General features: G+C 37.3%; 23 protein-coding genes and 1 pseudogene. 14 read left to right on the top strand and 10 right to left on the bottom strand.

Going from position 1 to position 25,336, the window contains the following annotated elements; all coding sequences use genetic code 11:
- Positions 1–14 precede the first annotated feature (14 nt).
- Complete coding sequence (locus PSF31_RS02170; RefSeq protein ID WP_004265285.1) at positions 15–434, bottom strand: DUF805 domain-containing protein; 420 nt, start codon at positions 432–434, stop codon at positions 15–17.
- A 35-nt stretch (positions 435–469) separates the two neighbouring features.
- Between PSF31_RS02170 and PSF31_RS02165 the strand changes: the two genes are divergently transcribed.
- From PSF31_RS02165 to PSF31_RS02145, 5 genes are all read left to right on the top strand, one after another.
- Positions 470–1,099, top strand: coding sequence for a DUF1454 family protein (locus PSF31_RS02165; RefSeq protein WP_172412255.1), 630 nt, complete (start codon positions 470–472; stop codon positions 1,097–1,099).
- A 178-nt stretch (positions 1,100–1,277) separates the two neighbouring features.
- A complete protein-coding gene (gene tpiA, locus PSF31_RS02160; RefSeq protein WP_036959102.1) occupies positions 1,278–2,048 on the top strand; it encodes a triose-phosphate isomerase in 771 nt (256 codons plus the stop codon).
- 425 nt (positions 2,049–2,473) lie between these two features.
- Positions 2,474–3,418 carry an OmpG family monomeric porin gene (locus PSF31_RS02155; protein ID WP_004265280.1) on the top strand — a complete coding sequence of 315 codons (945 nt, stop codon included), beginning with the start codon at positions 2,474–2,476 and terminating at the stop codon, positions 3,416–3,418.
- A gap of 425 nt (positions 3,419–3,843) precedes the next feature.
- Positions 3,844–5,724, top strand: a complete 1,881-nt coding sequence (locus PSF31_RS02150) for a glycoside hydrolase family 3 protein (protein WP_096863596.1) — start codon at positions 3,844–3,846, stop codon at positions 5,722–5,724.
- A 123-nt stretch (positions 5,725–5,847) separates the two neighbouring features.
- Positions 5,848–6,804, top strand: a complete 957-nt coding sequence (locus PSF31_RS02145; RefSeq protein ID WP_004265276.1) for an OmpG family monomeric porin — start codon at positions 5,848–5,850, stop codon at positions 6,802–6,804.
- Between the two features lie 150 nt (positions 6,805–6,954).
- On the opposite strand, the gene PSF31_RS02140 is transcribed toward PSF31_RS02145, so the two are convergent.
- From PSF31_RS02140 to PSF31_RS02100, 9 genes are all read right to left on the bottom strand, one after another.
- A complete protein-coding gene (locus PSF31_RS02140) occupies positions 6,955–7,968 on the bottom strand; it encodes a sulfate ABC transporter substrate-binding protein (RefSeq protein ID WP_050763805.1) in 1,014 nt (337 codons plus the stop codon).
- Between the two features lie 265 nt (positions 7,969–8,233).
- Positions 8,234–9,211: a 6-phosphofructokinase gene (gene pfkA, locus PSF31_RS02135; protein WP_004265237.1), complete on the bottom strand. Its 978-nt coding sequence runs from the start codon at positions 9,209–9,211 to the stop codon at positions 8,234–8,236.
- 406 nt (positions 9,212–9,617) lie between these two features.
- The gene (locus tag PSF31_RS02130) at positions 9,618–10,562 is read right to left on the bottom strand and encodes a phosphatidate cytidylyltransferase (protein WP_004265235.1); all 945 of its coding nucleotides are present in this window, start codon (positions 10,560–10,562) and stop codon (positions 9,618–9,620) included.
- A complete protein-coding gene (locus PSF31_RS02125; protein ID WP_096863597.1) occupies positions 10,559–11,200 on the bottom strand; it encodes a lysophospholipid acyltransferase family protein in 642 nt (213 codons plus the stop codon). Before PSF31_RS02125 ends, PSF31_RS02130 begins: the two co-directional genes overlap by 4 nt.
- 237 nt (positions 11,201–11,437) lie before the next feature.
- Positions 11,438–12,190 (bottom strand): M48 family metallopeptidase, encoded by a 753-nt coding sequence (locus PSF31_RS02120; protein WP_004265231.1) that lies wholly within the window; start codon positions 12,188–12,190, stop codon positions 11,438–11,440.
- A gap of 219 nt (positions 12,191–12,409) precedes the next feature.
- A complete protein-coding gene (locus PSF31_RS02115) occupies positions 12,410–12,991 on the bottom strand; it encodes a HutD/Ves family protein (protein WP_096863598.1) in 582 nt (193 codons plus the stop codon).
- 82 nt (positions 12,992–13,073) lie between these two features.
- A complete protein-coding gene (locus PSF31_RS02110; RefSeq protein ID WP_004265229.1) occupies positions 13,074–13,358 on the bottom strand; it encodes an addiction module antidote protein in 285 nt (94 codons plus the stop codon).
- Complete coding sequence (locus PSF31_RS02105) at positions 13,355–13,657, bottom strand: type II toxin-antitoxin system RelE/ParE family toxin (RefSeq protein WP_096863599.1); 303 nt, start codon at positions 13,655–13,657, stop codon at positions 13,355–13,357. Before PSF31_RS02105 ends, PSF31_RS02110 begins: the two co-directional genes overlap by 4 nt.
- A 256-nt stretch (positions 13,658–13,913) precedes the next feature.
- Positions 13,914–14,483: a Spy/CpxP family protein refolding chaperone gene (locus PSF31_RS02100; RefSeq protein WP_096863600.1), complete on the bottom strand. Its 570-nt coding sequence runs from the start codon at positions 14,481–14,483 to the stop codon at positions 13,914–13,916.
- 150 nt (positions 14,484–14,633) lie between these two features.
- On the opposite strand from PSF31_RS02100, the gene cpxR reads away from it, so the two are divergent.
- The 9 genes and pseudogenes from cpxR (at position 14,634) to PSF31_RS02065 (ending at position 25,331) form a co-directional block, all read left to right on the top strand.
- Positions 14,634–15,332, top strand: a complete 699-nt coding sequence (gene cpxR / locus PSF31_RS02095; RefSeq protein ID WP_004265224.1) for an envelope stress response regulator transcription factor CpxR — start codon at positions 14,634–14,636, stop codon at positions 15,330–15,332.
- Positions 15,329–16,699, top strand: a complete 1,371-nt coding sequence (cpxA, locus tag PSF31_RS02090) for an envelope stress sensor histidine kinase CpxA (protein ID WP_004265222.1) — start codon at positions 15,329–15,331, stop codon at positions 16,697–16,699. The genes cpxR and cpxA overlap by 4 nt, the downstream gene beginning before the upstream one ends.
- A 471-nt stretch (positions 16,700–17,170) precedes the next feature.
- On the top strand, positions 17,171–18,607 hold the full coding sequence (locus PSF31_RS02085) for a capsule assembly Wzi family protein (RefSeq protein ID WP_096863601.1): 1,437 nt from the start codon (positions 17,171–17,173) through the stop codon (positions 18,605–18,607).
- A gap of 656 nt (positions 18,608–19,263) precedes the next feature.
- Entirely contained in the window at positions 19,264–20,568 is a 1,305-nt protein-coding gene (locus tag PSF31_RS02080; RefSeq protein WP_096863602.1) for a flippase, read from the top strand.
- Positions 20,569–20,573: 5 nt separating this feature from the next.
- Entirely contained in the window at positions 20,574–21,479 is a 906-nt protein-coding gene (locus PSF31_RS02075; protein ID WP_219144528.1) for a glycosyltransferase, read from the top strand.
- A complete protein-coding gene (locus PSF31_RS02070) occupies positions 21,476–22,729 on the top strand; it encodes a glycosyltransferase (protein WP_164561271.1) in 1,254 nt (417 codons plus the stop codon). The genes PSF31_RS02075 and PSF31_RS02070 overlap by 4 nt, the downstream gene beginning before the upstream one ends.
- Positions 22,730–23,188: 459 nt before the next feature.
- Positions 23,189–23,452, top strand: a pseudogene (locus PSF31_RS21070) (glycosyltransferase); the annotation flags it as partial.
- A gap of 91 nt (positions 23,453–23,543) precedes the next feature.
- Entirely contained in the window at positions 23,544–24,575 is a 1,032-nt protein-coding gene (locus PSF31_RS21065) for an EpsG family protein (protein ID WP_164561272.1), read from the top strand.
- A gap of 15 nt (positions 24,576–24,590) precedes the next feature.
- A complete protein-coding gene (locus tag PSF31_RS02065) occupies positions 24,591–25,331 on the top strand; it encodes a glycosyltransferase family 2 protein (protein WP_096863607.1) in 741 nt (246 codons plus the stop codon).
- The last annotated feature ends 5 nt before the right edge of the window (positions 25,332–25,336 follow it).

Below are 25,336 nucleotides of genomic sequence, written 5' to 3'. Positions count from 1 at the left end.
ACATGGTATTGACGCTATAAATAATCCACCGTTTCTGTTTCTTCACCATAATGATTAACACCATCCATTCCCATAAAAGCTCCGCAATCAAGTACCATTATCATAGTAATTAATAATGGTAAAAAGCGCCCTATCCCCCATTGCCATACAGGTTCAAATTGGCTGACGTCGATTGAAAAAAGAGCAAACGCCAATAAAATCAGCGCAAACCACCCACCCGATTTTCCACGGTCATGTAAACGCTTCACAAAGATAGCGGCCAAAGGGTAAAGTAGTAAAATAAATAACGATATAGCAAGTGTTTCAGAGAATAGCAGTGCATTTTGTAACAGGGCAATTACCGTCATTAAAATAAAAATGACTGCAATACCTACCCAAAATGGCCGGCGACCGATACGGCCTTTGAAGGAAAAAGCCCATTGTTGTAATGTCATTACCTATAATCCTGATACAATGTGGAAAACTAAAAATGAGTGGCTCAAAAATGACCCAAACTTTATTTCGTTCTGTATACGCCATCATAACCATTTTTGTACTTAGTGTGCCACAACTGGCTTTTGCTCAAAAAGTCCCAACGCTGCCAGATACTGACTTTGAGGTCTCCTATTTGGCCCCTGATGCGCCTTCTTTTAACCTCACTATTCCTGAATTACGTAACCAATTCAATCAAGCATACAAAGACTTATATCTTCATGAATATAAAGTAATTGCTAGCCAAGATATCGCAGCTCCCTATATTCGAGCAGCTTCTCGAATTAACCAACAAATTTATTCCTCTGCGGTGTTAGAACGCGGAAGTGAAAAAATTAAAAGTTTACAGATCACATTACTACCGTCTGATAACCCACAAGAAAACCAAAAAAATCGACAATTAATGGAAAGTTATACCATGGCAATGGTCCGTATATTTGCTCCTGAAGTTTCACTGGATAAAGCCCCTGAGCTTACGGAAGCCTTAAATAAATTTATTGCCAATAATAGTGCAACTCACGCGGAAGAAGCTCGATTAGGCGCTTTAAGATATATTTTAGTAAAAAGTGACAATAATGTGCTTACTTTTGCTGTTGAACCGATTAAGCTAGAACAACAAACACCCTAAACTGACTGTGATCACGCTCTAAGAACAAGCATGATGAAAAGCAAAGCTATTATTATCCATTGTTCTTATAATGCAGAAGGTGAATGGCGACAACATTGTCACGTTACGCGTGTAACATAAGCGTGTGATGAATAACTTATTGATTAATCATTCAAACTCTCTGGTTGGAGGAAATAACATGCGACATCCATTGGTAATGGGTAACTGGAAACTAAACGGCAGCACACAGATGGTCAATGACCTCGTCGCTGGCTTGCGTAATGAACTCAGCAGCGTTGATGGCTGTGATGTGGCTATTGCACCACCTGCGATTTATTTGACTCAAGCTAAACATGCGTTAGCAGGCAGTCGCATTGCATTAGGTGCACAAAACGTTGACGTTAACCTATCAGGTGCATTTACAGGTGAAACCTCTGCTGAAATGTTAAAAGATGTTGGCGCCAAATACATCATTATCGGCCACTCAGAGCGCCGTACTTATCACAACGAAAGTGATGAATTTGTCGCTAAGAAATTTGCTGTCTTAAAAGAACAAGGTCTGATCCCAGTACTGTGTATTGGTGAAACTGAAGCTGAAAATGAAGCGGGTAAAACCGAAGAAGTCTGCGCTCGTCAAATCGATGCCGTATTGAATTCTTTAGGTGCAGAAGCTTTCCAAGGTGCCGTTATCGCTTATGAGCCAATCTGGGCTATCGGTACAGGTAAATCAGCAACACCAGCACAAGCACAAGCAATCCATAAATTTATTCGTACTCATATTGCGAAAAAAGATGCAGCCATTGCTGAACAAGTTATCATCCAATACGGCGGCTCTGTTAATGCCAGCAACGCAGCTGAGCTATTTACCCAGCCAGATATCGATGGTGCCTTAGTGGGTGGTGCTTCTCTGAAAGCTGACGCTTTTGCTGTTATTGTTAAAGCGGCTGCTGAAGCGAAAAAATCTAAATAAGGTTATTTTAATACCTTGAGATTAACCGCCAAATATTGGCGGTTTTTTGTTTTCATTAATTCCAACATGAATAAAATCATCATATTAATATTTTTATTACTCTCATAATTACCAACCATATAATACAATCACCACTTAGTTTTAAATAAAATTAATATTTATTAATTAAATTTAAAACTAACAAATAAACATATGATTAAAAATCTTAAATAAAGTTATAAATAAAAACACACCTTTATACCGACAATAATAAAACTCCCAAAAATAACAACAAGATGCAACTTATTAGATTTTTAATTTATATATACCATTCATCATCTATTAAATAATAACGGTAGACAATCTATAAAAGTTAATACACATTTATCTCTCTAATCGCTCAACTAGATAATTAACATTAATAAAACTCACCCTGAAGGATAAATATGAAATATATAGTTGGTTTAATCTATAGCATCATAATTATATTCCCTACAATTTGTTTCTCTGAATTAAATAATGACTCTTGGCGAGTTAATACCAATATCTATTTGGAAATAGAAGAATATCAAGGACAACGTGATTCATTTAATAATAAAGTCTACGATAAAATCAGCACCGTTGGGCAACTAAAGCTTTTCAACCCGCAATCTGCCTGGCGCTTTGCTCTTGAACACCGCGAATCTTTAAGGAATCATGGCCGTAACTTCACGACTTCTCGGGATTCTTACATTAGAAATCGCACGCAAATTGATGCTATCAAGAAAATGATTAACACCCCAACATCAGACTTAGAGCTTGGTTTTCGTTACAGAAAAGAGTCAAACGATGTCGAACCCAACACCAAAGCACGTTCTTCGAATCGTTTATATGGCTTAACTCCTGCCGGCGAGTACCGTTTCAATGATGATTGGTCTTTTAACTTTTGGCTTTCTTATTTTTATTACAGTAATTATTTCAATGACAGCAGTCATGAAGCAGAAACCGAATTTGGTGTGACCTATAAATATTCAGATGCATTAAAAGCAAAATTCACTGTTTATATTGATAACCAATGGGATAAACATTTCAGCACCCGCTTTTTACAATCACAAGTTCGTGCGTACCTACCCATTACCATTAAACCCAACTGGAAAATCACCCCCTATGCACGTTATTTCTTACAAGAAAATACCTATGATAAAAATAATTATTTAACACAGGAAATTAAAAATGGCTTCCGAATTGGCTCTCTCGTGGAATACCAAGTCACCCCATCACTGACTTTATGGAGTGAGTTTGCCTATGAGCCTTCAACATGGAAATCACCTAAAAAGAATGGAATTACGTCAGGATATGATAATAAACAAACGCTATACCTAAGTAAAATTGGCGTAAAATACCAATGGTAACCTTTGGTTTGTAACTAACTTATTTATCTTAAAAAAATAAGCCATGTGAAATATCATATGGCTTATATATTTTAAATTAGAAAACTACTTAAATATAAGAATAAAATATATTAAAAAGTAAATAATTAGTGAAAACATTAATTTTTTACGCTCTACCGTCGATTTAAATACCATTTAATTATAATTTATACTTACGTCACATAACAAAATAATATCAAGTTGAAATTATTCTAGGTTAAAATTAATTATTCTTGATAATTTGCTATTTAATATCAATGAGATAAATAAAGACCCCTTCTCTATCTATTTGTACGCTATTCCTCTTACTCTGAAAGAGAGAATACTATCAACTGTGAGCACTCTCACATCATAAATATATCCAGCCACTTATTATTTTTTGAAAAATAACTTAGGGAAAATGAAAAATGAAGAAATTCACTTTACTTAGTGCTTGTATTTTCAGTGCATTTTCAATGGCTAACCCAATAACACAAGCCCAATTGAATGAATTATGGCAAGACAAACAAAAGTCTGCACAAGAAATAGTAAATAATATGTCCGAGGCTGAGAAAATTGGTCAGCTCTTCATGTTAGATTTCAGATATTGGAATAAAGACAGCCATGGAGAACCCGCTCCTTTTCTCGTTATGAATGATGAAGTTTCTAAGGTTATAAATCAGTACCACCTCGGTTCGGTGATCCTATTTAGAGAAAATCTGATTGATACACCACAAACTGTGGAGTTAATTAATAAACTTCAATCTTCCCGCAGTAACCTTCCACTATTTATTGGTACCGACCAAGAAGGGGGTTATGTCACCCGCTTACGCGTAGGCACCGAAATGCCCGGAAATATGGCATTAGGCGCAGCACGTAACCCAGCCCTTGCAGAGCTAACAGGGATGATCCACGGATATGAGCTATCCAGTCTTGGTTTTAATATCAATTTTGGCCCAGTTGTTGATGTTAATAACAACCAAAATAACCCAGTTATTGGGGTACGCTCATACTCAGATGATAAAAATTTAGTTGGCTCTCTGGCCACCAGCTATATTCAAGGCATTCATAAATATAATTTATTGACGTCACTTAAACATTTCCCGGGTCATGGAAATGTCTCTGCTGACTCCCATGTTGATTTACCCGTTGTTAATTCCGACGCGAAAACATGGCGAGACACTGAACTCGTCCCATTTAAATACGCGTTATCTCATGGTGCTGATGCTGTCATGACCGCGCATATCATTGTACCAGCACTGGATGACGATAAGATCACCACACTTGCAGGTAAACAAGTTGGTACCCCAGCGACGCTTTCCAAACCTATTTTGCATGGTATTTTACGCGATGAGCTCAACTATGACGGCTTGATAGTGACAGATGCCATGGACATGGGGGCTATTGCTGACAACTTCGATATTAATTGGGCGGTAGAAACCTCGTTACTCGCTGGCTCAGATATTATTCTTATGCCAATTAAAATGTGGGACTCCCAAGCGGTTTCTCGTTTAGATAACATGTACCGCTATTTAGAAACACAAGCAGAGAAAAACCCAGAACTGAAAAAACGTATTGATGAATCCGCAAAACGTGTAGTGCTGAAAAAGCTTCAGCAAGAAATTACAGCACAACCAATAGACTTAGTGAAAGCAGAACAAGTCGTCGCATCAAAAGGCCATAAAGATATTGAAAATATGGTTTCTGAACAGGCTATCACATTAATTAAAAATGAGAACGTGCTGCCCTATCAATTAAAACCACTAAATCGAATTTTCATTATTTCTGATGAAAAGCCACGCAATACCTTAATTCAAAAACAGTTAAATGATATCGCACAGGAAACGGGGGTTGCTATTATTACAGGCGAAAGTGTCGTTAAATTGAATGAAAATACGCTAACTCAAGATGAAGCAAAAAAACTGGTTCAAAACCAAGATTTGGTATTACTGACGACCTATAATTTAAAGGATACGCCAACGAATGCTCAGCTTATCATTGATGCTGCAAACCAACTTAAAACCCCTATTGTTGTTATCTCTTCACGTAACCCCTATGACATCGCATACCTAAACAATGTAAACGCAAATATTGCCATCTATGGTATTACCGGATTTGATATCACCAATAATAACCGCAATTCGTTAGAAACCAATATTCGCAGCGGTTTACGGACATTATTTGCTAACACTCACGGCCAGCCGCTAAACCCACCTCAAGGGTTGCTACCCGTTAATATTAAAAACCCACAAGGTAACAAAGTGCTGTTCCCTTATGGTCATGGTGAAACCTACTCCACAATCAATTAATTACACAACCTATTAATTATTAACAATGATTTAGCCTTTATACCCCACGGTATAAAGGCCAGACACTAACGCCTTGAACTAAGGCATAAAAAACAAAATATACATAAAAATTAAAGGGTTAAAATGAAAACTTCACTGAATGGTTTACTTTTTGTTACTCTCACAGGATTGACAACATCCGTTTTCGCAGCTGATCAGGTCAATAATGATTACTGGCGCGTTTCTTCCAACGTCTATATGGAACTCGAAAAATTTGAAGGACACCATAATACCAGCGGTCGTAAGGTCTACGACAAAACCACGATGGTTGGCCAACTATTTTTAGCGAATCCTGAATCAAAATGGAGCTTTTTTCTGGAACATAAGGAATCATTAAGAAGCTACAACCACAATTTCTCAACATCCAAAGACTCTTTTATTCGTAATCGTACGCAAATTGGCGCTACTCGGAAAATGTATGCGAGCGATATTGGTCAGTTCAATTTGAATGTCACCTATCGTAAGGAATCAAATGACTCTGCACCGGGCACACAGGCACGGCCATCGAATACTATGTTTTGGTTAATGCCTAGCGGGACATACAATTTCAATGATAAGTGGGCATTTAACTTTTGGGATGCGGTTTACCATTACGATAATTTCCATGCCCCCAATAGTTATGAGTGGGAATCCGAACACGGACTTGTTTATAAGGTCAACGACTCTGCAACCGCCAAAGTCTATCTATACACCGATTGGACATGGGATAAAGACTTTAATAAGACATGGGAACAAAACCAAATTCGCGGTTATTTTCCTATCACGTTAAACCAGGACTGGAGCGTAATGCCTTATTTTCGTTATTATTTAAATGAACATAACTATGATAGTAACAAACGCACTACCCAGAAAGTTAAAGACGGCTACCGTGTCGGGACACAAGTTTTTTATAACTTAACACCAAAACTAACACTATGGGGCGGCTTCGCGGTTGAACCTAGTACTTGGGAAAACCCAAAAAATGCAGGTATCACCTCAGGTGGCAACAACCGTCAAACATTTTATCTTGGCCAGTTAGGTGTCAAATACCAGTGGCAATAATTAGCCCTAGTTTACATCTCAGATAATACTCAAAATAGTTCGTGCTGTAGCTAGGCGGCAAGAAAAGCTAATCCCTAGAAGCATACACCAGTATGTGACTAGGGTTAGCGAACGTAGCCAACAACGCTACAGTGCGAAATATGAAGAGTACTAGCGTTGGATGATTTCGTCGAACACCCCCCCATTCGCAAAATGAGTTGCTTGTGCCGCTTGCCACCCCCCGAAACTTTCATCTACCGTCAGTAACTTAAGCTCAGGAAACTGCTGCTGATATTTTTGAGCCACTTCCACATTTCGTGGGCGATAGTAGTTTTTCGCTGCAATTTCCTGCCCTTCCGCAGAATAGAGGTGCTCTAGGTAAGCTTCGGCAACTGCCCTGCGGTCACGTTTATCGACAGTTTTATCAACAACAGCGACAGTTGGCTCAGCAAGAATCGAAATACTTGGCGTCACTATCTCAAACTGCCCACTTTCCCCTAACTCATTGATAGCGAGTAAAGCCTCATTCTCCCAAGCAATTAATACATCACCTATACCGCGTTCAACAAAACTATTGGTTGCGCCGCGAGCCCCCGAATCGAGTACTTCCACATTTTTATAGAGCTGTTTAACGAATTGTTTCGCTTTTTCAGGGTCTTGCTGATTTTTATCTAACGCATAGCCCCATGCTGCTAAGTAATTCCAACGTGCTCCGCCGGAGGTTTTCGGGTTGGGTGTCACCACGGAAACGTCTTTGCGGACTAAGTCGTCCCAATCTTTGATATTTTTCGGGTTATCTTTACGAACGAGAAAGACGATAGTCGATGTATAAGGAGCTGAATTATCGGGGAGCTTTTTTATCCAATTTTTATCTATACGGCCACTTTGTGCTATAGCATCAACATCATAGGCTAAAGCTAAGGTAACAACATCGGCTTCTAATCCATTCACCACTGATATGGCTTGCTTACCTGAGCCACCATGAGATTGCCGAACGGTAACGGTATCGCCCGTTTTCTTTTTCCAATAATCACTGAACTCCTGATTATATTGCTGATAAAACTCACGAGTCGGATCATAAGACACATTCAACAATTGAATATTTTTCGCCCAAGCCCCTGTTGCTAACAGCAATAGCAATGCCGTCGTAAATTGTGATTTTGTTACCTGCCATGAACGTGTCATCCACATTTCCTCATTAAATTTATGATAAGAAGAGGCTGACAGATAGCATCAATTACGGGAAATAATTAAAAAGAAAAACTTATAAGAATGAGGAATATGTGAACAAAGAATAAAAGATAAAGACTTACAAATAACCCTCTTTTAAATAGTTTGAGTTGTGACTAGGCGGCGGCTCGGGTGCATACATAAGTATGTGACCCGAGTAACCGAGAGCTGCCAACAACGTCACAGCTCAAAATATGACGAAGAAAAAGAAGAGGAAGAATTAGTACAGCTTCTTCGCCGTATCAAACCAATCTTTCTTAAAGACGCGCTTCATATTCATAACAGCATCAATAATGTCATGATGAACTAATTTTTCATTTTGGATACCAACACAGCGCCCGCCATAGCCTTCTAACAGAAGTTGAATGGAATAAGCTCCCATGCGTGATGCCAAAATGCGGTCATAAGCAACTGGAGATCCGCCACGCTGGATATGGCCTAGAACCGTTGCGCGAGTTTCATGATGTGTTTCTTGCTCTATATATTTCGCTAACTCACCCACATCACAAACGTGTTCGGTAATAGCGACAATCGCATGACGTTTACCTTTTTCAATGCCACGCTTGATTTCAGATAACAGTTCTTCGCGGTCAAAAGCCATTTCTTGCTCAGGTAATACTAAGAATTCACAGCCCCCTGCAATCGCAGCAGATAATGTTAAATCACCACAGTAACGCCCCATGACTTCAACAATCGAAATACGTTTATGGGAAGTCGAAGTATCACGAAGGCGGTCAATGGCCTCAACAACCGTTTCGAGGGCAGTAAAATAGCCGATGGTATAGTCTGTACCAGCAACGTCATTATCAATCGTTCCCGGTAGACCAATACATGGGAACCCTGCTTCCGTCAGTGCTTTAGCCCCCAAATAAGAGCCATCACCACCGATGACAACTAATGCGTCAATATGGTTTTTCTTCAGATTATCAAATGCGACTGCACGCACTTTTTCATCACGGAATTGTGGAAAACGAGCTGAACCTAAAAAGGTACCACCACGGTTAATCATATCCGACACGCTATACCGGTCTAATTGCTTCATGCGGTTTTCATATAAGCCAAGGTAACCGTCAAAAATACCCATGACTTCTAAACCTTCACCTAGTGCCGCACGAACCACACCGCGGATAGCGGCATTCATGCCTGGCGCGTCACCACCACTCGTTAAAACCCCAATTCTTTTAATCTGCTTGACCATGATGACCTCTGATTAATGAACATAAAATTGCAAATCGATAAAACCGTTACGCTGTTAATCTTTTTAACGCTAATTACACTGACTGACTAGTGCTGAATTGATTCACCTAACAGCATAATACGGCAAAGAGTGAATTATGCATCTGCTTTCCATCAAGCTTTTATGTTTTATTGTGATCCAGTTTACATAATTCTAGCCGATCACCCCAATAGGTAAATCCTTCAAGGTAAAAAAAGCCCTAGAGTACAAAATACAGCGTATTACCCTAGTCATACCTTAGTTTGAAATAAAAATTAAGTATTAATGATAACACTTAAATTCCTTCGATGCTGTACCTATAAAACAAAAGAAAAGCACCATTTTGGTGCTCTTTTGATTAACGAACAAAAACGAAAATAAAATGGGATTATGTATAGTAATAACGCGTTAAATGGAAAAAAATAGGCGCAGCAAAACACAATGAGTCAATACGATCCAGCATCCCACCATGCCCTTCAATAATCGCCCCAAAATCTTTAATACCACTATCACGCTTAATTGCTGACATACATAACCCACCCACAAACCCCATAATGGTAATAGCGAATGACATCAGCCCCGCAACCCACCAGCTAAACGGGGTTACCCAGTAAAGGCAAACACCAATGAGTACTGAAGATAATACTCCGCCAATAAAACCTTCAATTGTCTTATTTGGGCTCAACTTAGGCACAATAGGCCGCTTACCCATTAACTTGCCAAAAACATACTGCAACACATCTGAAATTTGCGTCACAATAATCAAGAAAAGTAATAATTTTACGTTTTCGCCTTCATAGCCTTGAATATTCAACATCAATAACGCAGGGACGTGGCTTAAACAAAAAACAGCCACCAACATTCCCCACTGAATTTTTGCAGTGCGTTCAAGAAAATGAAAGGTATCTCCAGCTAAAGCAATACGGGTAGGCAAGAAAAGGAATACAAAAACAGGTACGAAAATTGAAAATAACCCATACCATTCAATACCTACCAATACATATTGCAATGGAATAAAAACAAAGAAGCACCAAAATAATGCCTCGTGGTCACTTCGCCGTGTTGGCGTTAAGGTAATAAATTCTCTTAGTGCAAAGAACGATATCAGTGCGAATAAGATCACGACACCTATATTGCCAAGCACCACAGCAAGTACACAAATAATGCACATAACCCACCATGCGCGGATACGAGCATTCAAATTATCAATGGTTGGGTTACTTTTTTCACCTGAATAACGATATGCAAGAATACCACCAATAACACTAGCAAATACTAGTATCCCAAACACACCTGACAACAATAATACTAATTCCCTGTCCCCAATACTCATGGCATTAGCTCCTCAAGTGCTTCTTTGGCTCGCTGCAAAAAGTCGATTTTATTTTCATTCTCCATAATAGGCTCCAGAGGCTTACCAACGATAGCTGAGCAAATCACAGGCACAACAAGCTTTGACCCCTTCGGTAATACACGATTTAAATTTTCCAAATAGACTGGAACAACTTCAACATCAGGGTATTTTTTCGCGAGATGGTAGAGCCCACTTTTAAATTGACTTAGCGTTTCCCCATCACCACGCGTACCCTCAGGAAAAAATATTAATGAATGCTTTGACTCTAATACTAATTCTAAAGGAGCTAATGTATTATTTTGTGCGGGTTTATCGCCTTTTCTATCGACTAATACAGCGCGAAAAACCTTATTAACTAAATAACGCCGAAATGGTGTCTTAACCCAATAATCTTTAGCGGCAACAGGGTGAACAAAATGGCGCATTAACGGCGGCAACCCAGACCAAATAACCAAACCATCAAGATGACTGGAATGATTGGCATAATAAATACGTGAAGCCATTGAAGGTTGGCACCCGACCCAACGAGTGCGAACGCCAGTTAATAAACGGCAGGTTCCCGATAACAGCATGCCCATTCCCTTAGCTAAAAGAGAAATTCTCTGCACTTTTTCCATCTTTTTTCCTTGCTAACGTTTTATCAAACGAAAATTTGCAAAATTACGAAAAAACCTGAATATCGTTTAATTAACAAGATAGAGAGTCAATTACAGGAGTACAACGGGATAAGTTCTGATTTGTAATATAAGAAAAGTAATATTGAGATAAACAGCAGGGAATAAGTGATTGGTGTAGCAATATATCATCACATTACTACACCAGAACGACATCCAACTAACATCAATAATTAAATATTATTTTTTGTCAGCAGCAATACGGTCACGGATGTTTTGTGCACGCTCGCTTGATGGTGGGTGAGAATCAAACATACTTGTTTCACTGCTACCCATTTTCGCTAATTTTTCAAAACCAGTAACTAAACCTTCAGTTTTAACACCGCGTTTTTTCAGTAAATCGTAAGAGAAGTTATCTGCTTCACTTTCTTGGTGCTGAGAGAACTGTGAGTTAATCAGTTTTTCACCCAGTGCAGCAACTTGTGATGCGCTCAATTGTTCTGCTACGCCACCCGCTGATGATGCAGCAGTACGTGCAGCAACTGTTGCATAAGCAACTTGCATAGCTTTACGTGTATGACCTAATGCAACGTGGCCCATTTCATGACCTAAAACACCTTCAACTTCATTGTCATTCATCACATCCATCAGGCCGCTGTATACACGTACACAACCATTCGCCATCGCCCATGCGTTTACATCGCTAGTCATATAAACTTTATAGTTTACTGGGGTACCATCAACTTCGTTACCCAATGCTTTTGCGATTTTATCTAAACGTTTTGCATATTTGCTAGACGCTGGTGCGATTTTGTTTTGCGCATCCATTTCTTTACATGATTCATCACTGAATTTTTTAACGTCTGCATCACTCAGTGTTGCCGCTTGGAATAATTGCATACCTGAGTTAGTCAACATCCCTTGGTCTAAATTTTTACAACCCGTTAAAATGACAGCAGAAACAGCAACTGCCACAAGCGCTTTCATCTTCATAGAACATTTTCCTTTAGTATATAGGTATTATTTTTTAACAACGCTAAAGACTATGAATTTTGCGAAAAATAACAATAGGAATAAAGCCATAATTATCTAATATATGAATTTGATAACGTTTTGACTAAAATTGCAAAATGGGCAGAATATTATTCCAATAATAAGTACTATATAAGCTTCATACAAATAGTACTTAAATTTAGAGTAAAAAAATTCTAACTATTTAATAAATAACTCAATAATGCAAAAATCATTTTCTGTATTTTGCTCAATAGTAAATTGTAGATTCTCTCGATTTTCTTTGATTAGTAGAGTCTCGAATGGCTTTAAATAAAAGCAATCTGAATTAATAGTCACCCCCAAATTAGGGGTAATATTAAAAATTAAGATCTCACTTGCTTCACTGACCCAAGAGTTAATAAGCGCAGTATTCACCCATTGTAAGCGGGCTTGATATTTTTCAGGATTATAGATGACATTAAAATCACGAATTGCACCTTGGATAAGCTCCGCATAAACCTCACTTTCCCCATTAAAAGCAAAAAATTCTTTTTGCTTTAACGTCACCGCAGGGTTCTTATCCACATGTAAAATAAGTCCTTCCCCTTCCAATACACCAATAATACGTTGTCGATTTTGGAAAAACGAAAATGATCCTGCCGCTTTAACATCTGCAATCGATACTCGCCAATCAAAATCATCTAAACCTTCACCATGACTGCGTGCCAATTCAAGTGTCGACCCTTGGCCATTTTTCCAAGGCATATTGCGATAATCTTGCGTAGTTAATATCTGAGTCATAAAGTGAACCCTACTTTGGTGGATACGTTATTTTTATAGTGAGCTTAGCTAATGGCTAGCCTAATCATAGATAAGCTATTTTTTAGATACTCTTAAACTGTAGCTTTAATCCGAGAGAATTAACGATTTTTATAATCGTCATAAATGTTGGATTTCCCTGTCCTGATAGTGCCTTATATAAACCTTCACGACTCATTCCAACTTCTTTAGCTAATTGGCTCATATTTCTTGCCTTCGCAATATCACCAAGTGCAGCGAGAACTAGACTAGGGTCACCTTCTTCTAGAATTTCGTTTAGATACATTTGTATTTCTTCTTCACTGTTTAAATACTCAGCGATATCAAATTCTTTTAATTTAGTATTCATAGTTCCCCCTCAACTTCACCAAAAAGGAGTTTAGCTTTATGGATATCCTTCTGCTGCGTTGCCTTTGTCCCACCACAAAGTAAAATTACAATAACATTGTTTTTCTGCTTTAGATAAACACGATACCCTTGTCCTTCATGTACCCTCAGTTCCGAAAAGCCATCACCAATGGGTTGAACATCACCATAATTTCCATTTTTTAACCGCCTAATTCTCATTAGAATTTTAGTTTTAGCTCGAATATCTCTAAGATTTTTGATCCAACTATCAAAACATTCCGTTGTTAGAACCGTGATCATAAGACTGCTCCTTGTCTTTATGTTTTTATCTTAGCAATCTTCGTTTAGTTGTCAACTATAGTTAACAACCATGAATAAAGGACTAGTTTAGAAACAAAAAAAAAGCCCCTAACAGGGGCTATAAAAGACAGGGATGGTGTCTATGGCAAGGAAAAACTTCACTTACTGCTACTTCACTACTTACTATGGAACTCAATATATGAAACTAACTAACTTGCATTACTACAGGCATTACTACAGGTACTAACAACTAAATTTACTGAAACTGCATCGCTTGAAATTCCGCCATTTTGTGTTGGTGAATATTTTCAAGCTCAGTTTTCTGCTCTGGCGTTAACAACTGGTACAATTCATGGTGAATTCGAGCCATTTCAACACGTTGTTCCAGTTCTTTTTGCATTCGCTTTTCAAGCTCTTCACGAACCGCTTTGTCATCAAAGCTATCCGCTATAATTAATTTGTGCAGCGCTTCACGTTCTTTAACTAAAGCAGTGTTATCAACATGATAATGGCGCTGTGTTGCCATTAAATCGCGTAATTGCTGACGCTGTTTTTCATTTAACGTGATACCATTAAACATAAAGGTACTGGCACGTTCTTCACTGCTAAATAACTCATGATGTTGAAAGGGCACAACCGCATTGCCTGACGGCGCAGTTGGCTCAGACTGCATCTGTAACATCAAAGGTGTTGAACTTTCATTTGCAGCACTTTGTGGCTCTTCTGCAAAAGCAACCGCTGGCCCGAACACAAACGCAGAAGCTAAAACTAACATTGCGGTTTTATGTACTGTATTATGTACTTTGCTATGTGTTGTTCTCAGCATTTGACACCTTGTCTCCGAACTGTGCTCGTGATTCAATGTGAACAAATATACACCTGTGGCTGCAAACTAGCGTCAGAGCATGTAAAAGAACGTAAAGTCATGGAATCGTACAGATTGTTATCGTATTTTGGCAGTTGGAGGACTTAAAAAATGCATAAAATCCTATTAGTTGATGACGACCGTGAACTCACGTCGCTATTAAAAGAACTGCTGGAAATGGAAGGTTTCAATGTTGTCATCGCCTATGATGGTGAACAGGCATTACAGCAAATTGACTCATCCATTGACCTGTTACTACTTGATGTCATGATGCCGAAAAAAAATGGTATTGAGACATTAAAAGAACTGCGCCAAATCCATCAGACCCCCGTAATCATGTTAACGGCTCGCGGTAGTGAGCTAGATAAAGTTCTGGGCCTAGAATTAGGTGCAGACGACTATCTACCTAAACCGTTCAATGACCGTGAACTGGTCGCGCGTATTCGTGCTTTATTACGCCGCTCTAACTGGAGCGAGCAAACCCAAGGCGACAATAGCAATACCCCTGTTTTACAAGTTGATAAACTGCAACTTAACCCAGGCCGCCAAGAAGCCAGCTTTGATGATGAAATTTTGGACTTAACAGGTACCGAATTTACGTTGTTATATCTGCTCGCACAGCACCTAGGCCAAGTTGTTTCTCGTGAACACCTTAGCCAAGAAGTACTTGGGAAGCGCTTAACACCGTTTGACCGTGCTATTGATATGCATATTTCAAACTTACGCCGCAAACTTCCGGAACGCACTGATGGCCAGCCGTGGTTTAAAACCTTACGTGGCCGTGGATACTTAATGGTTTCTGCCACATGATCAACAGTTTAACCGCAAGGATCTTTGCGATCTTCTGGTTTACCCTCGCACTAGTATTAATGCTAGTGCTGATGGTGCCCAAGCTCGACTCTCGGCAAATCACCGTCCTTATGGAAAGTGAACAACGCCAAGGGGAGATGCTTGAGCAGCATATTGAAGCCGAACTCGCACAAGCTCCGATGAATGACCTACTTTGGTGGCGGCGTATTTCTAACGCCATCAAAAAATGGGCACCTCCCGGCCAACGGTTGATTATCGTCACCAGTGAAGGCCGTGTGATTGGTGCTATGCCAAGTGAAATGCAGGTGATACGTAACTTTATTGGCCAGTCCGATAACGCAGATCACCCGAAAAAGAAAAAATATGGACGAGCTGAAATCCTCGGGCCATTCTCCATTCGCGATGGGGAAGACCACTACCAGCTATATTTAGTTCGCCCAGCAAGCAGCCCGCAATCTGACTTTATTAACTTATTGTTTGATAGGCCTTTCTTATTACTGATCGCCACAATGCTGATCAGTGCTCCGTTATTATTATGGCTATCTTGGAGTCTTGCCCGCCCTGCTCGTAAGTTAAAAATGGCGGCCGACGATGTGGCGAAAGGAAATTTACGGCCACACCCAGAGCTAGAAGCCGGCCCACAAGAGTTCTTGTCTGCTGGGAATAGCTTTAACCAGATGATCAGCGCCCTTGATGGTATGGTTAGCGCACAGCAACGCTTAATTTCTGATATTTCTCATGAATTACGAACTCCATTGACACGCTTACAGCTAGCAACAGCCTTATTGCGCCGTCGCCATGGGGAAAGTAAAGAGTTAGAACGCATCGAAACCGAGACCCATCGCCTAGATAGCATGATTAACGATTTGCTGGTGTTATCTCGTAGCCAGCACAAAAACGAGATCTTGCGTGAAAATATCAAAGCCGATGAACTTTGGGGCGATATCTTAGATGACGCTAGCTTTGAAGCCGAACAAATGAACAAAACCCTCGAGGTCACTTCTAACCCCGGACCTTGGCCGCTATATTGCAACCCTTCTGCTGTCGGGAGTGCCTTTGAAAATATTGTGCGCAACGCGCTACGCTATTCACATACGCACATTGCCGTTGATTTTAAAGAAGAAAATAACGGTATTTTAATCACTGTCGATGATGATGGCCCTGGTGTTAGCCCTGCTGATCGTGAGCACATTTTCCGCCCGTTCTACCGCACGGATGAAGCTCGAGACAGGGAAACCGGTGGGACTGGTTTAGGCCTTGCAATTGTTGAAACCGCGATAACACAACATAAAGGTTGGGTGAAGGCTGATGATAGCCCATTAGGTGGTTTAAGGTTACAAATCTGGCTACCTGAACACGGCCGGTAAATTAATTTTATTCATACAAATAAACCCCCTTATTTTCATTCTCAATATGGGGGTTTATTTTTTCAGTCAACTTATACCTATTAATAGGGAATAGTCCTATATTGCATCTAAAAACAACAACTCCCAAATACCTAACCAATATAAAACTCTATTTTATTGTTTTTCACACGCAAAAAAAAGAATAATAGAAAAGAATTTTTGAAATTAGCAACGTACTAGCCTAGTAAAAAGTATATCGCTTTACATCTTAAGATGTTACTAATTCCTATACCTAACATATTAATCTGATATTCTGTTATTACTTAGTTAAAGTGTGATAGCTGAGTTAATAGAAAGCACAGAAGCCCAACTCAATGCAAATTAAGATACTTATAATGTGGCGGATAATAATCATATTTTAACTCTATTTATAGGTTTTCATTTATTAACCTGTTCAATATTAGGCGAACTCAACTTCAAATGGATTTATCAATGAAAAATTTCAAGCTCACTAAGCTAGCAATACTTGCTGTGCTCGGAACCATCAGTGCACAAAGCATTGCAGGGGGATTAGTTCTACCAGATAACAACTTACGCAGTGACCTTGCTTGGCTTTCTGAACGTAACGTTATTCAAATTAGCTTATCCACTTGGCCACTGTCCCAAGAAGAAATCACACGTTCTTTAAATAATGCAAATATTACTAATAGCGAACAAGAAGCCATTATTCAGCGCATTAAAAAGAACCTTGACCGTAAGAAAAACAGTGTTCAACTAGAAACTCAACTTGCATCTAGCCACAACTCAATGCCACAAGGGTTTGCTCAAAGTGAATATAGTGATATTCGCTATACCGTTTCAGGTAACTACAGCACTGACGATGTAGACTTAAACCTCACCGCGAATGGCGAACGTGCTTTACGTGTTGAAAATGGTTCTGATTACAACCTCAATGGTTCATATGGTGGTGTAAAAATTTGGAACCAGTGGGTAACTTTTGGTGAGATCCCACAATGGTGGGGCCCCGGCCACGACGGCAGCTTAATTCGAACTGATGCCGCACGCCCTATGACCGGTTTCTTAATTCAGCGTGCAGACCAAAGCCCATTTGAAACACCATGGCTTTCTTGGATTGGTTCATGGCAATATCAGTTAACAGCTGCACAATTCAAACAGTATGATCCCAAAAATACTAAACTGATTGGCCTGCGCATGACCATGAACCCAACTGATTTCTTCGAACTCGGTGGTTCACGCGTGGTCATGTGGGGAGGCGATGGCCGCCCTAATAACTGGAATTCTTTCTGGAATGCCATGGGCGGTAGAGATAATACCGGTGACTATCACGATGACCCAGGTAACCAACTGGCCGGTTTAGATTTCAAACTAAAACTTTACCCATTAGTCGACCTACCTGTCAGCTTATATGGCCAAATGGTCGGTGAAGACGAAGCTAACCTCTTCCCATCGAAAAACGCCTTTATGGGTGGTATCGAAGGCTACCACACCTTATGGGGCCAGCCACTAAATTGGTATATTGAAGGCGCGAACACCCACACAGAGTGGAATAAAGATAACGTCATGTATCGCCACTTTATCTATACTGAGGGCTACTACCAACAAGGTGCACCGTTAGGCCACGCAATGGGCGGTGACGGGCGCATGCTCACGACCAAAGTGGAATACACTCTCGATGATGACAACCGTGTTAGCACCCGCCTCATGTATGCGAAAGTGAATAAATCTAACTTTGATGGCAACAAGTTATTCCCTAAATCAGAAACCATCAAAGGTGTTGATTTCGGTTGGTGGCATAACTTTGACTATGACATCAGCACTGACGCGAAGGTTTGGGTATCTAAAACTGATTACGAAACACGCAATGACTTAGGAGCAGCCGTTACAGTAAACGTGCCGTTTAAGTGGTAATTGGCACACATTGAGTATATTTAATCGAAAACGGGTTATGTTTTGGCATAATCCGTTTTTTTATCCAAAAAAAATTGTCATCCTAGTCAAAAATATATTACACATATAATTTCTACCGATAGCCAAGTGAATTAATATAATCAATTAAGCATTTTATTAATCTATTACTACTCTAAATTAGGATAAATATGGAGATATAAGCATCTCGTTTTTATTAAACCCACACTAAAGGCAATGATATATAAAGAATAACTTAACTTAAATATATAATCACATACAAAGCGTAAGAATAGGATTATAACCTGATAATTTAAAATAATTTATTTCATTGCTACTCCCATTAGGACTATTCCCTAACACTATCACAGTGATAGTCAGTAACTAGCTTTAATGGTATTATTAAGCGCTTTTTACTTGACCAAATAAATGCTGAGGCATACCCTTTGGCGGTCAAAAACAATAAGTTATGCTTATCAATTGAACGAATTAGCAAAAAATGCAATGTTTTCAATTAATAAGTATGCATTTACAAATTCAATGGTGCTCTGGGACCCGACAACCCAGTGCGGTAGCTATGGGTTTTCATAGCTAGCTATTTAAGTAAGTATTTATTGAGTATTACACATTTAATCTTAAAATAAGAATACCTAACTCACTTGAAAAATTTATTATTAGGTTTAAATACAAAATTAAAAACTAATCCACACATACAAAAAGTTATTAGTAATAGTAGCTGGTTATTAATGGATAAGTTTGTACGTATGGGGCTTGGCCTATTAGTTAGTGCATGGGTTGCTCGTTATTTGGGGCCTAGCCAGTTTGGTGAATTAGCCTATGTTTTAGCATATTTAGCATTTTTTCAAACCATATCTACATTAGGTATGGATGGAATAATCGTCAGAAATATTGCTAAAGATAAAAATAATGCAAATGAAACTCTGGGAACTGCATTTACCTTAAGAGCAATAGTAGGAATTACCTGTTGGTTTTTTGCCGTGTGTGGTATGGCTTTTTTAAATGGATGGAATGACCAAAATGTCTATATTACAGCGCTTGCTGGAGCAACACTAGTTTTCCAAGCTGCAGATACGGTGGATCTCTGGTTTCAGAGCCAAAGTCAAAATAAACGAACTGTTGCTGTAAAACTTTCCGCTTATATTTTTGCGAATGGAGTAAAAGTAATTTTAATTCTTAGCAAAGCCCCTCTATTAGCCTTTGCTGCCGTTGTTACTCTAGAAACATTTACTATCGCTTGCGGTCTATTTTACGCATATAAGAAATACCCATGTGAGCAACCATGGAGAAAGTTAAAGCAGCAAGCAATTGTTCTATTACATGAATCCTGGCCATTTATGATTAGTGGCTTATCTATTGTTTTATATATGAGAGTTGACCAACTCATGATAAAAAACTACTTAGGCGATATAGAGCTAGGAATTTATGCTGCAGTATTACCATTGGCGACCCTTTGGCAATTCATTCCAATGACATTATCTGTCAGCTTAGCGCCTATGGTCGCGCAAAGCAAAGCGGAAAGTAATGAACATTACTATAAAACACTTAGTTATATCTTTCGTACATTTGCAGCACTTGGTTGGTTAATATGTATTCCTGTCGCCCTTTTATCTCACTTTATTGTTAGCTTATTATTTGGAAGCGCATATTTATCAGGAGCTAATGCCTTGACCATCATAGTATTTACCAATTTATTTATAAATATAGGTGTAGCACAAAGCCTCTGGATTATAAATGAAAGAAAATCGAAGTTAAGTTTGTATAAGACCATAATGGGTGCCATTACATGTGTTATTGCTAATATAGTTTTAATACCAATTTATGGAATTATAGGGGCTGCCATTAGTGCTGTACTCGCACAAGCTGTATCAACAGTTTTTTCAAATATTTTTCTATCAAGAAAAATACTCTTAATGCAACTTAAAAGTCTCCTTCTATTAAAGTAATCAAAATGAATCAATCAGATTTAGCTCCAGTTGTCTTATTTGTGTATGGAAGACCAGTGCATACAAAGCGAACAATAGATGCTTTATTACTTAATCCAGAAGCATCATCAACCGATTTAATTATATATTCTGACGGAGCGAAAAATAACAAACACATTGACGCAGTGAATCAGGTGCGAGAAATAATAAAAACAACAAGCGGTTTTAAAAGTATAACTCTAATAGAACGCGAAAAAAATTATGGGTTGGCTCAAAATATCATTGATGGAGTGACTAAAACTATTAAAGAATACGGAAAAATTATTGTATTAGAGGATGATATTGTAACCTCTCCATCTTTCTTAAACTTTATGAATACTGCACTAGAAAAATATAAACTATCTCCTGAAGTTTGGCATATAAGCGGGTGGAACTATCCATTAAAAACCGACGATTTACCTGAGACATTTTTTTGGAGAACAATGAATTGTTGGGGATGGGCCACATGGCAAGATAGATGGAAGCATTTTGAAAAAAAACCAAAGGACATTAAAGAGAATTGGGATAGTGAGACTATATGTAAATTTAATCTTGACGGATCTCACAATTTTTTTTCACAAATTGAAGAAAATATAACTGGGAAATTAGATACTTGGGCAATATTTTGGTATGCAACCATATATACGCATAATGGCCTATGCTTAAACCCAACAAAAAGTTATGTTGCAAACATTGGTAATGATGGCAGTGGTGAAAACTGTGGCCATAATGATATTTATAAAAGTGAATTGTCTCAAAAAAAACCAACCATTTGGCCTAATAATTTTATTGAAGATATTAATATTTTAAAACTAATTAAGCATTTTTACAAAATCAATCAACCTAACTATATTCGACGTATTTTAAGTAAAATAAAGCGAGTGTTTTTATGAAAATCCTTCATATCTCCCATTCAGACATTGTAGGGGGCGCAGCTAGAGCGTCATATCGTTTACATAAAGCTCTGCTAAAATTTAATATAGACTCAAACATGATGGTTCGTAATAAGTATTCTAATGATTGGTCCGTATCTGGACCTAATTCAGCACTCGAAAAACTACTTAATAAAATACGTGCTCCAATAGGAAAAAAAATAGATTCATTTCAAAAAACAAAAAATAATAATTTTCACTCAGGAGGATGGGTACCATCAAATTGGTCTTCAATAATCAATAAAAGTGATTATGATATAGTTCATTTGCACTGGATTTCTAACGAGACTATGTCAATTGCCGATATTGGTAGAATAAAAAAACCAATTATTTGGACAATGCACGATATGTGGCCTTTTACTGGCTCTGAGCACTATTCTCCTGATGATGAGATATCCCGATGGAAACACGGTTACAAGAAAAATAATAAACCATTAGGGAACAAGGGATTGGATATTGATAGAATTGTATGGCAAAAAAAAATAAAAAAATGGCATTCTTGTGATAATTTTCATCTAATATCACCCAGTAAATGGTTAGCTGAATGTGCTCAACAAAGTGTTTTATTTCAAAATACCCCTATTTCAGTTATCCCAAATACATTAGATATTGATATTTTTAAGCCATTAGATTCGCATTTTTGCCGACAAGCATTTAACTTTCCTCCAGACAAACATATTATCTTATTTGGAGCTATTGGAGGCACAAATGATCTTCGAAAAGGTTATGACCTACTGACCACAGCACTGCAATACTTATCAAAAAAAGTAAATGTTAATGATTTTTTATGCGTAATATTTGGGCAAGACCCCCCTAAAATAACACCAAAATTACCATTTTCAACAAAATGGTTGGGCCATATAAACGATGATATTACATTATCTTTATTATACAATAGTGCATCAATGATGATTGTTCCATCCCGCCAAGAAGCTTTTGGTCAGACAGCAAGTGAAGCACAATCATGCGGCTGTCCTGTTGTATCATTTGCATCAACAGGATTAACAGATATTGTACAACATATGGAAACTGGTTATTTAGCCAATACATTTGATCCCATCGATTTAGCAAATGGAATTCAGTTTGTCTTAAAAGAAAAATTAAATAATAACAACCTTTCTATTAATGCTCATAAGCGTTCTAATTTACTTTTTTCTCATGATGTAATAATTCAACAGCATATAAATTTATATCGAAAAATAATAATTTAACTCTAGAATTTATCAAAATGAATCAGTCAATATATATTTAATTAAATAGGTCATTAGTCCAAAAATAATTCTATTTTCATCGCCCCTAATGTATTAAATAAAAATTTCTATAAACCATTTAATAAAGATTTTTGTCGTAGAATATTAAATTCACCTAAAAATAAGGACATTATACTGTTTGGAACTATGGCTGGGGGAAAAATCCTAATAAAGGATATGATTTACTCCTAACAAGCGTTAAGCGAATGCAAACAAAAAGCAAACAAAAAGCAAACAAAAAGCAAACAAAAAGCAAACAAAACAATATATTTCGTGTTTGAGCAAACGTAACTAAAAAATCAACCATCAATGCCTTTTGAAACATATTAGTTAGGATATATCTATGATGATGAGAAATTAGTATTTCTATACAATGCAGCAACTTTGATGATTATACCATCCAAGTAAGAGAATCTACCTCAGGCACCCACTAATGCTCTAGCATGCAGCTACCCTGTTGTATCATTTAATGCAACAGGATTAAATGATGTTATTGAATATCTGGAAACAAGCTATTTATCAGAGCATTTCAATATACAAGATCTCTCTAATGGTATAAATTGGATTTTAGACAGTAATCTAAAAGAATCAAAAATTAGCTCTGTAGCGAAAGAGAAAGCACTTAATAATTGGAACATACGGCTATTACCTAGTTATATGAAAAAATTCACACTGAAACACTAAATAAAAGCTCAAATTAATATAACTTTCACCAGTAATTACTTCACCTTGAATATAGTTAACTATTATCCCTCATAAATAGCATGCAAAAAATATGACACATACTAAAAGTATTAACTTTACCATTATATTATTTTTATCTTTACTAGCATCATATATTGCATCGACAAGGATAACCTTTGAAACTAGTAGTGACGACTTGATTAGGTACTATAGTGCTTACTCAAGTATACCATTTTATACTTTTTATGAGTATTTAACATGGGATAATAGAGAGCCTTTATTTCAATTATATAACCTATTCACTTATAAGATATTTGGTGAAATTCCTCCTAATGATTATCTTTTTTTAATGGTACTTCCTGGTTTTATTATCTATGCTGTCGCACTAAAAAAAATAAGCGTGAACTTTCAGTTTAGTTCTCTATTCTTTCTTTCTCTATTTCTACCACCAATACTGATGTATAACACACAACTAATTAGGCAAGGATTATCTTTTTATTTTTTATTTGCGTCATTCTTAGTTAGTAAGAAAAGCTCCAGAAATATTTTAATATTTATATCAGCCGGACTTCATTTCCTAGCTGTAGTAATGATTATTATTTACTTCATATTACACCAATATATAACAAAAAAAAACTTTATTATCAGAACAATTTCAATTGCAGGAATTGTTTTTATTTTAATGATTTTTCCTTTTATATTTAAATCATTAATCCCATTATTGCTTCAAATCCCTTTAATTGGAGATAAATTTGCATTCCTTACACAGATTGACATTTCAATAAATATTAATTATCTAGGGATGCTATGCATGATAATAAATACAGGTTACCTATTTTTCTGTTACCCTACGAATAACTCATCTCAAAAGTTTTACTCTATCATTTTACTAATTTTATTTTTGTCTTTATTTAGTATCTATTATGAAGCTTTAGCCCAAAGATTTATAACTTTCCTGTACTCATTTTCCATACCGTGTTTAATGATTATTCTCAGGAAACTACTCAAGAGAAATTTATTTATATTTGCACCTTTAATCACGATCTGTTTTTTCCTGATAATTACAGCTACTTACCTTGCGACGCCATCAAAGTTCGCTTTATTTAATGGATATTTCATTTAATACAACGGGATTCTTATGAAGTTTTCAATAATTACCGTCAATTATAATAATAATTTATTTTTAGAAAAAACCATACTTTCTGTAAAATCATTACTCGTTGATGGATTTGAAGTTGAGTATATCATTATTGATGGAGGTTCTACTGATGGCAGTATAGATACCGTACTTACTTATGTCTCACAAGGAGTCATTAATAATTACGTTTCTGAAAGTGATAGTGGTATTTATGATGCTATGAATAAAGGAATAAAGATCTCTTCAGGTGATTGGCTAGTTTTCATGAATGCAGGGGATCTCTTCGCTAGCCCTGATGTACTATTAAGCATTTATAGAGTAATAAATGAAAAAACAACAACTAATTTAGTCTATGGTGATTATATATCTTCTAAAACTTTATTTAATCAACATTTATCAATTAATTTTCTAATGTCACATATGCTTAACCATCAAAGCATTTTTTATAAGAAAACACTTTTTAGCAATCAATGTTATAATTTAAAATATCGTTTTTGCGCAGATTACGAGCATTTAATCAATAATCTTCGTATTATCGATGCTCAGCATGTATATAAAACAATCTGTATATATGATGACACTGGTATAAGCTCTGCTGACAAGAATAAATTTATAATGTGGCTTGAGCGGCTCAATGCTATCTGGAAATCTCCAAATAATTATGGAATAAAAATTCGTTTATCATTACGAGGTATCCTCGCTTTACCTTACCAATATTTCCGATATTTGATTAATAAATGAGGTCT

Origin of the sequence: Providencia sp. PROV156 (genome assembly GCF_028480905.1) — a bacterium.
GTDB lineage: Bacteria > Pseudomonadota > Gammaproteobacteria > Enterobacterales > Enterobacteriaceae > Providencia > Providencia hangzhouensis.
This window is presented reverse-complemented; position numbering and strand designations above follow the sequence as displayed.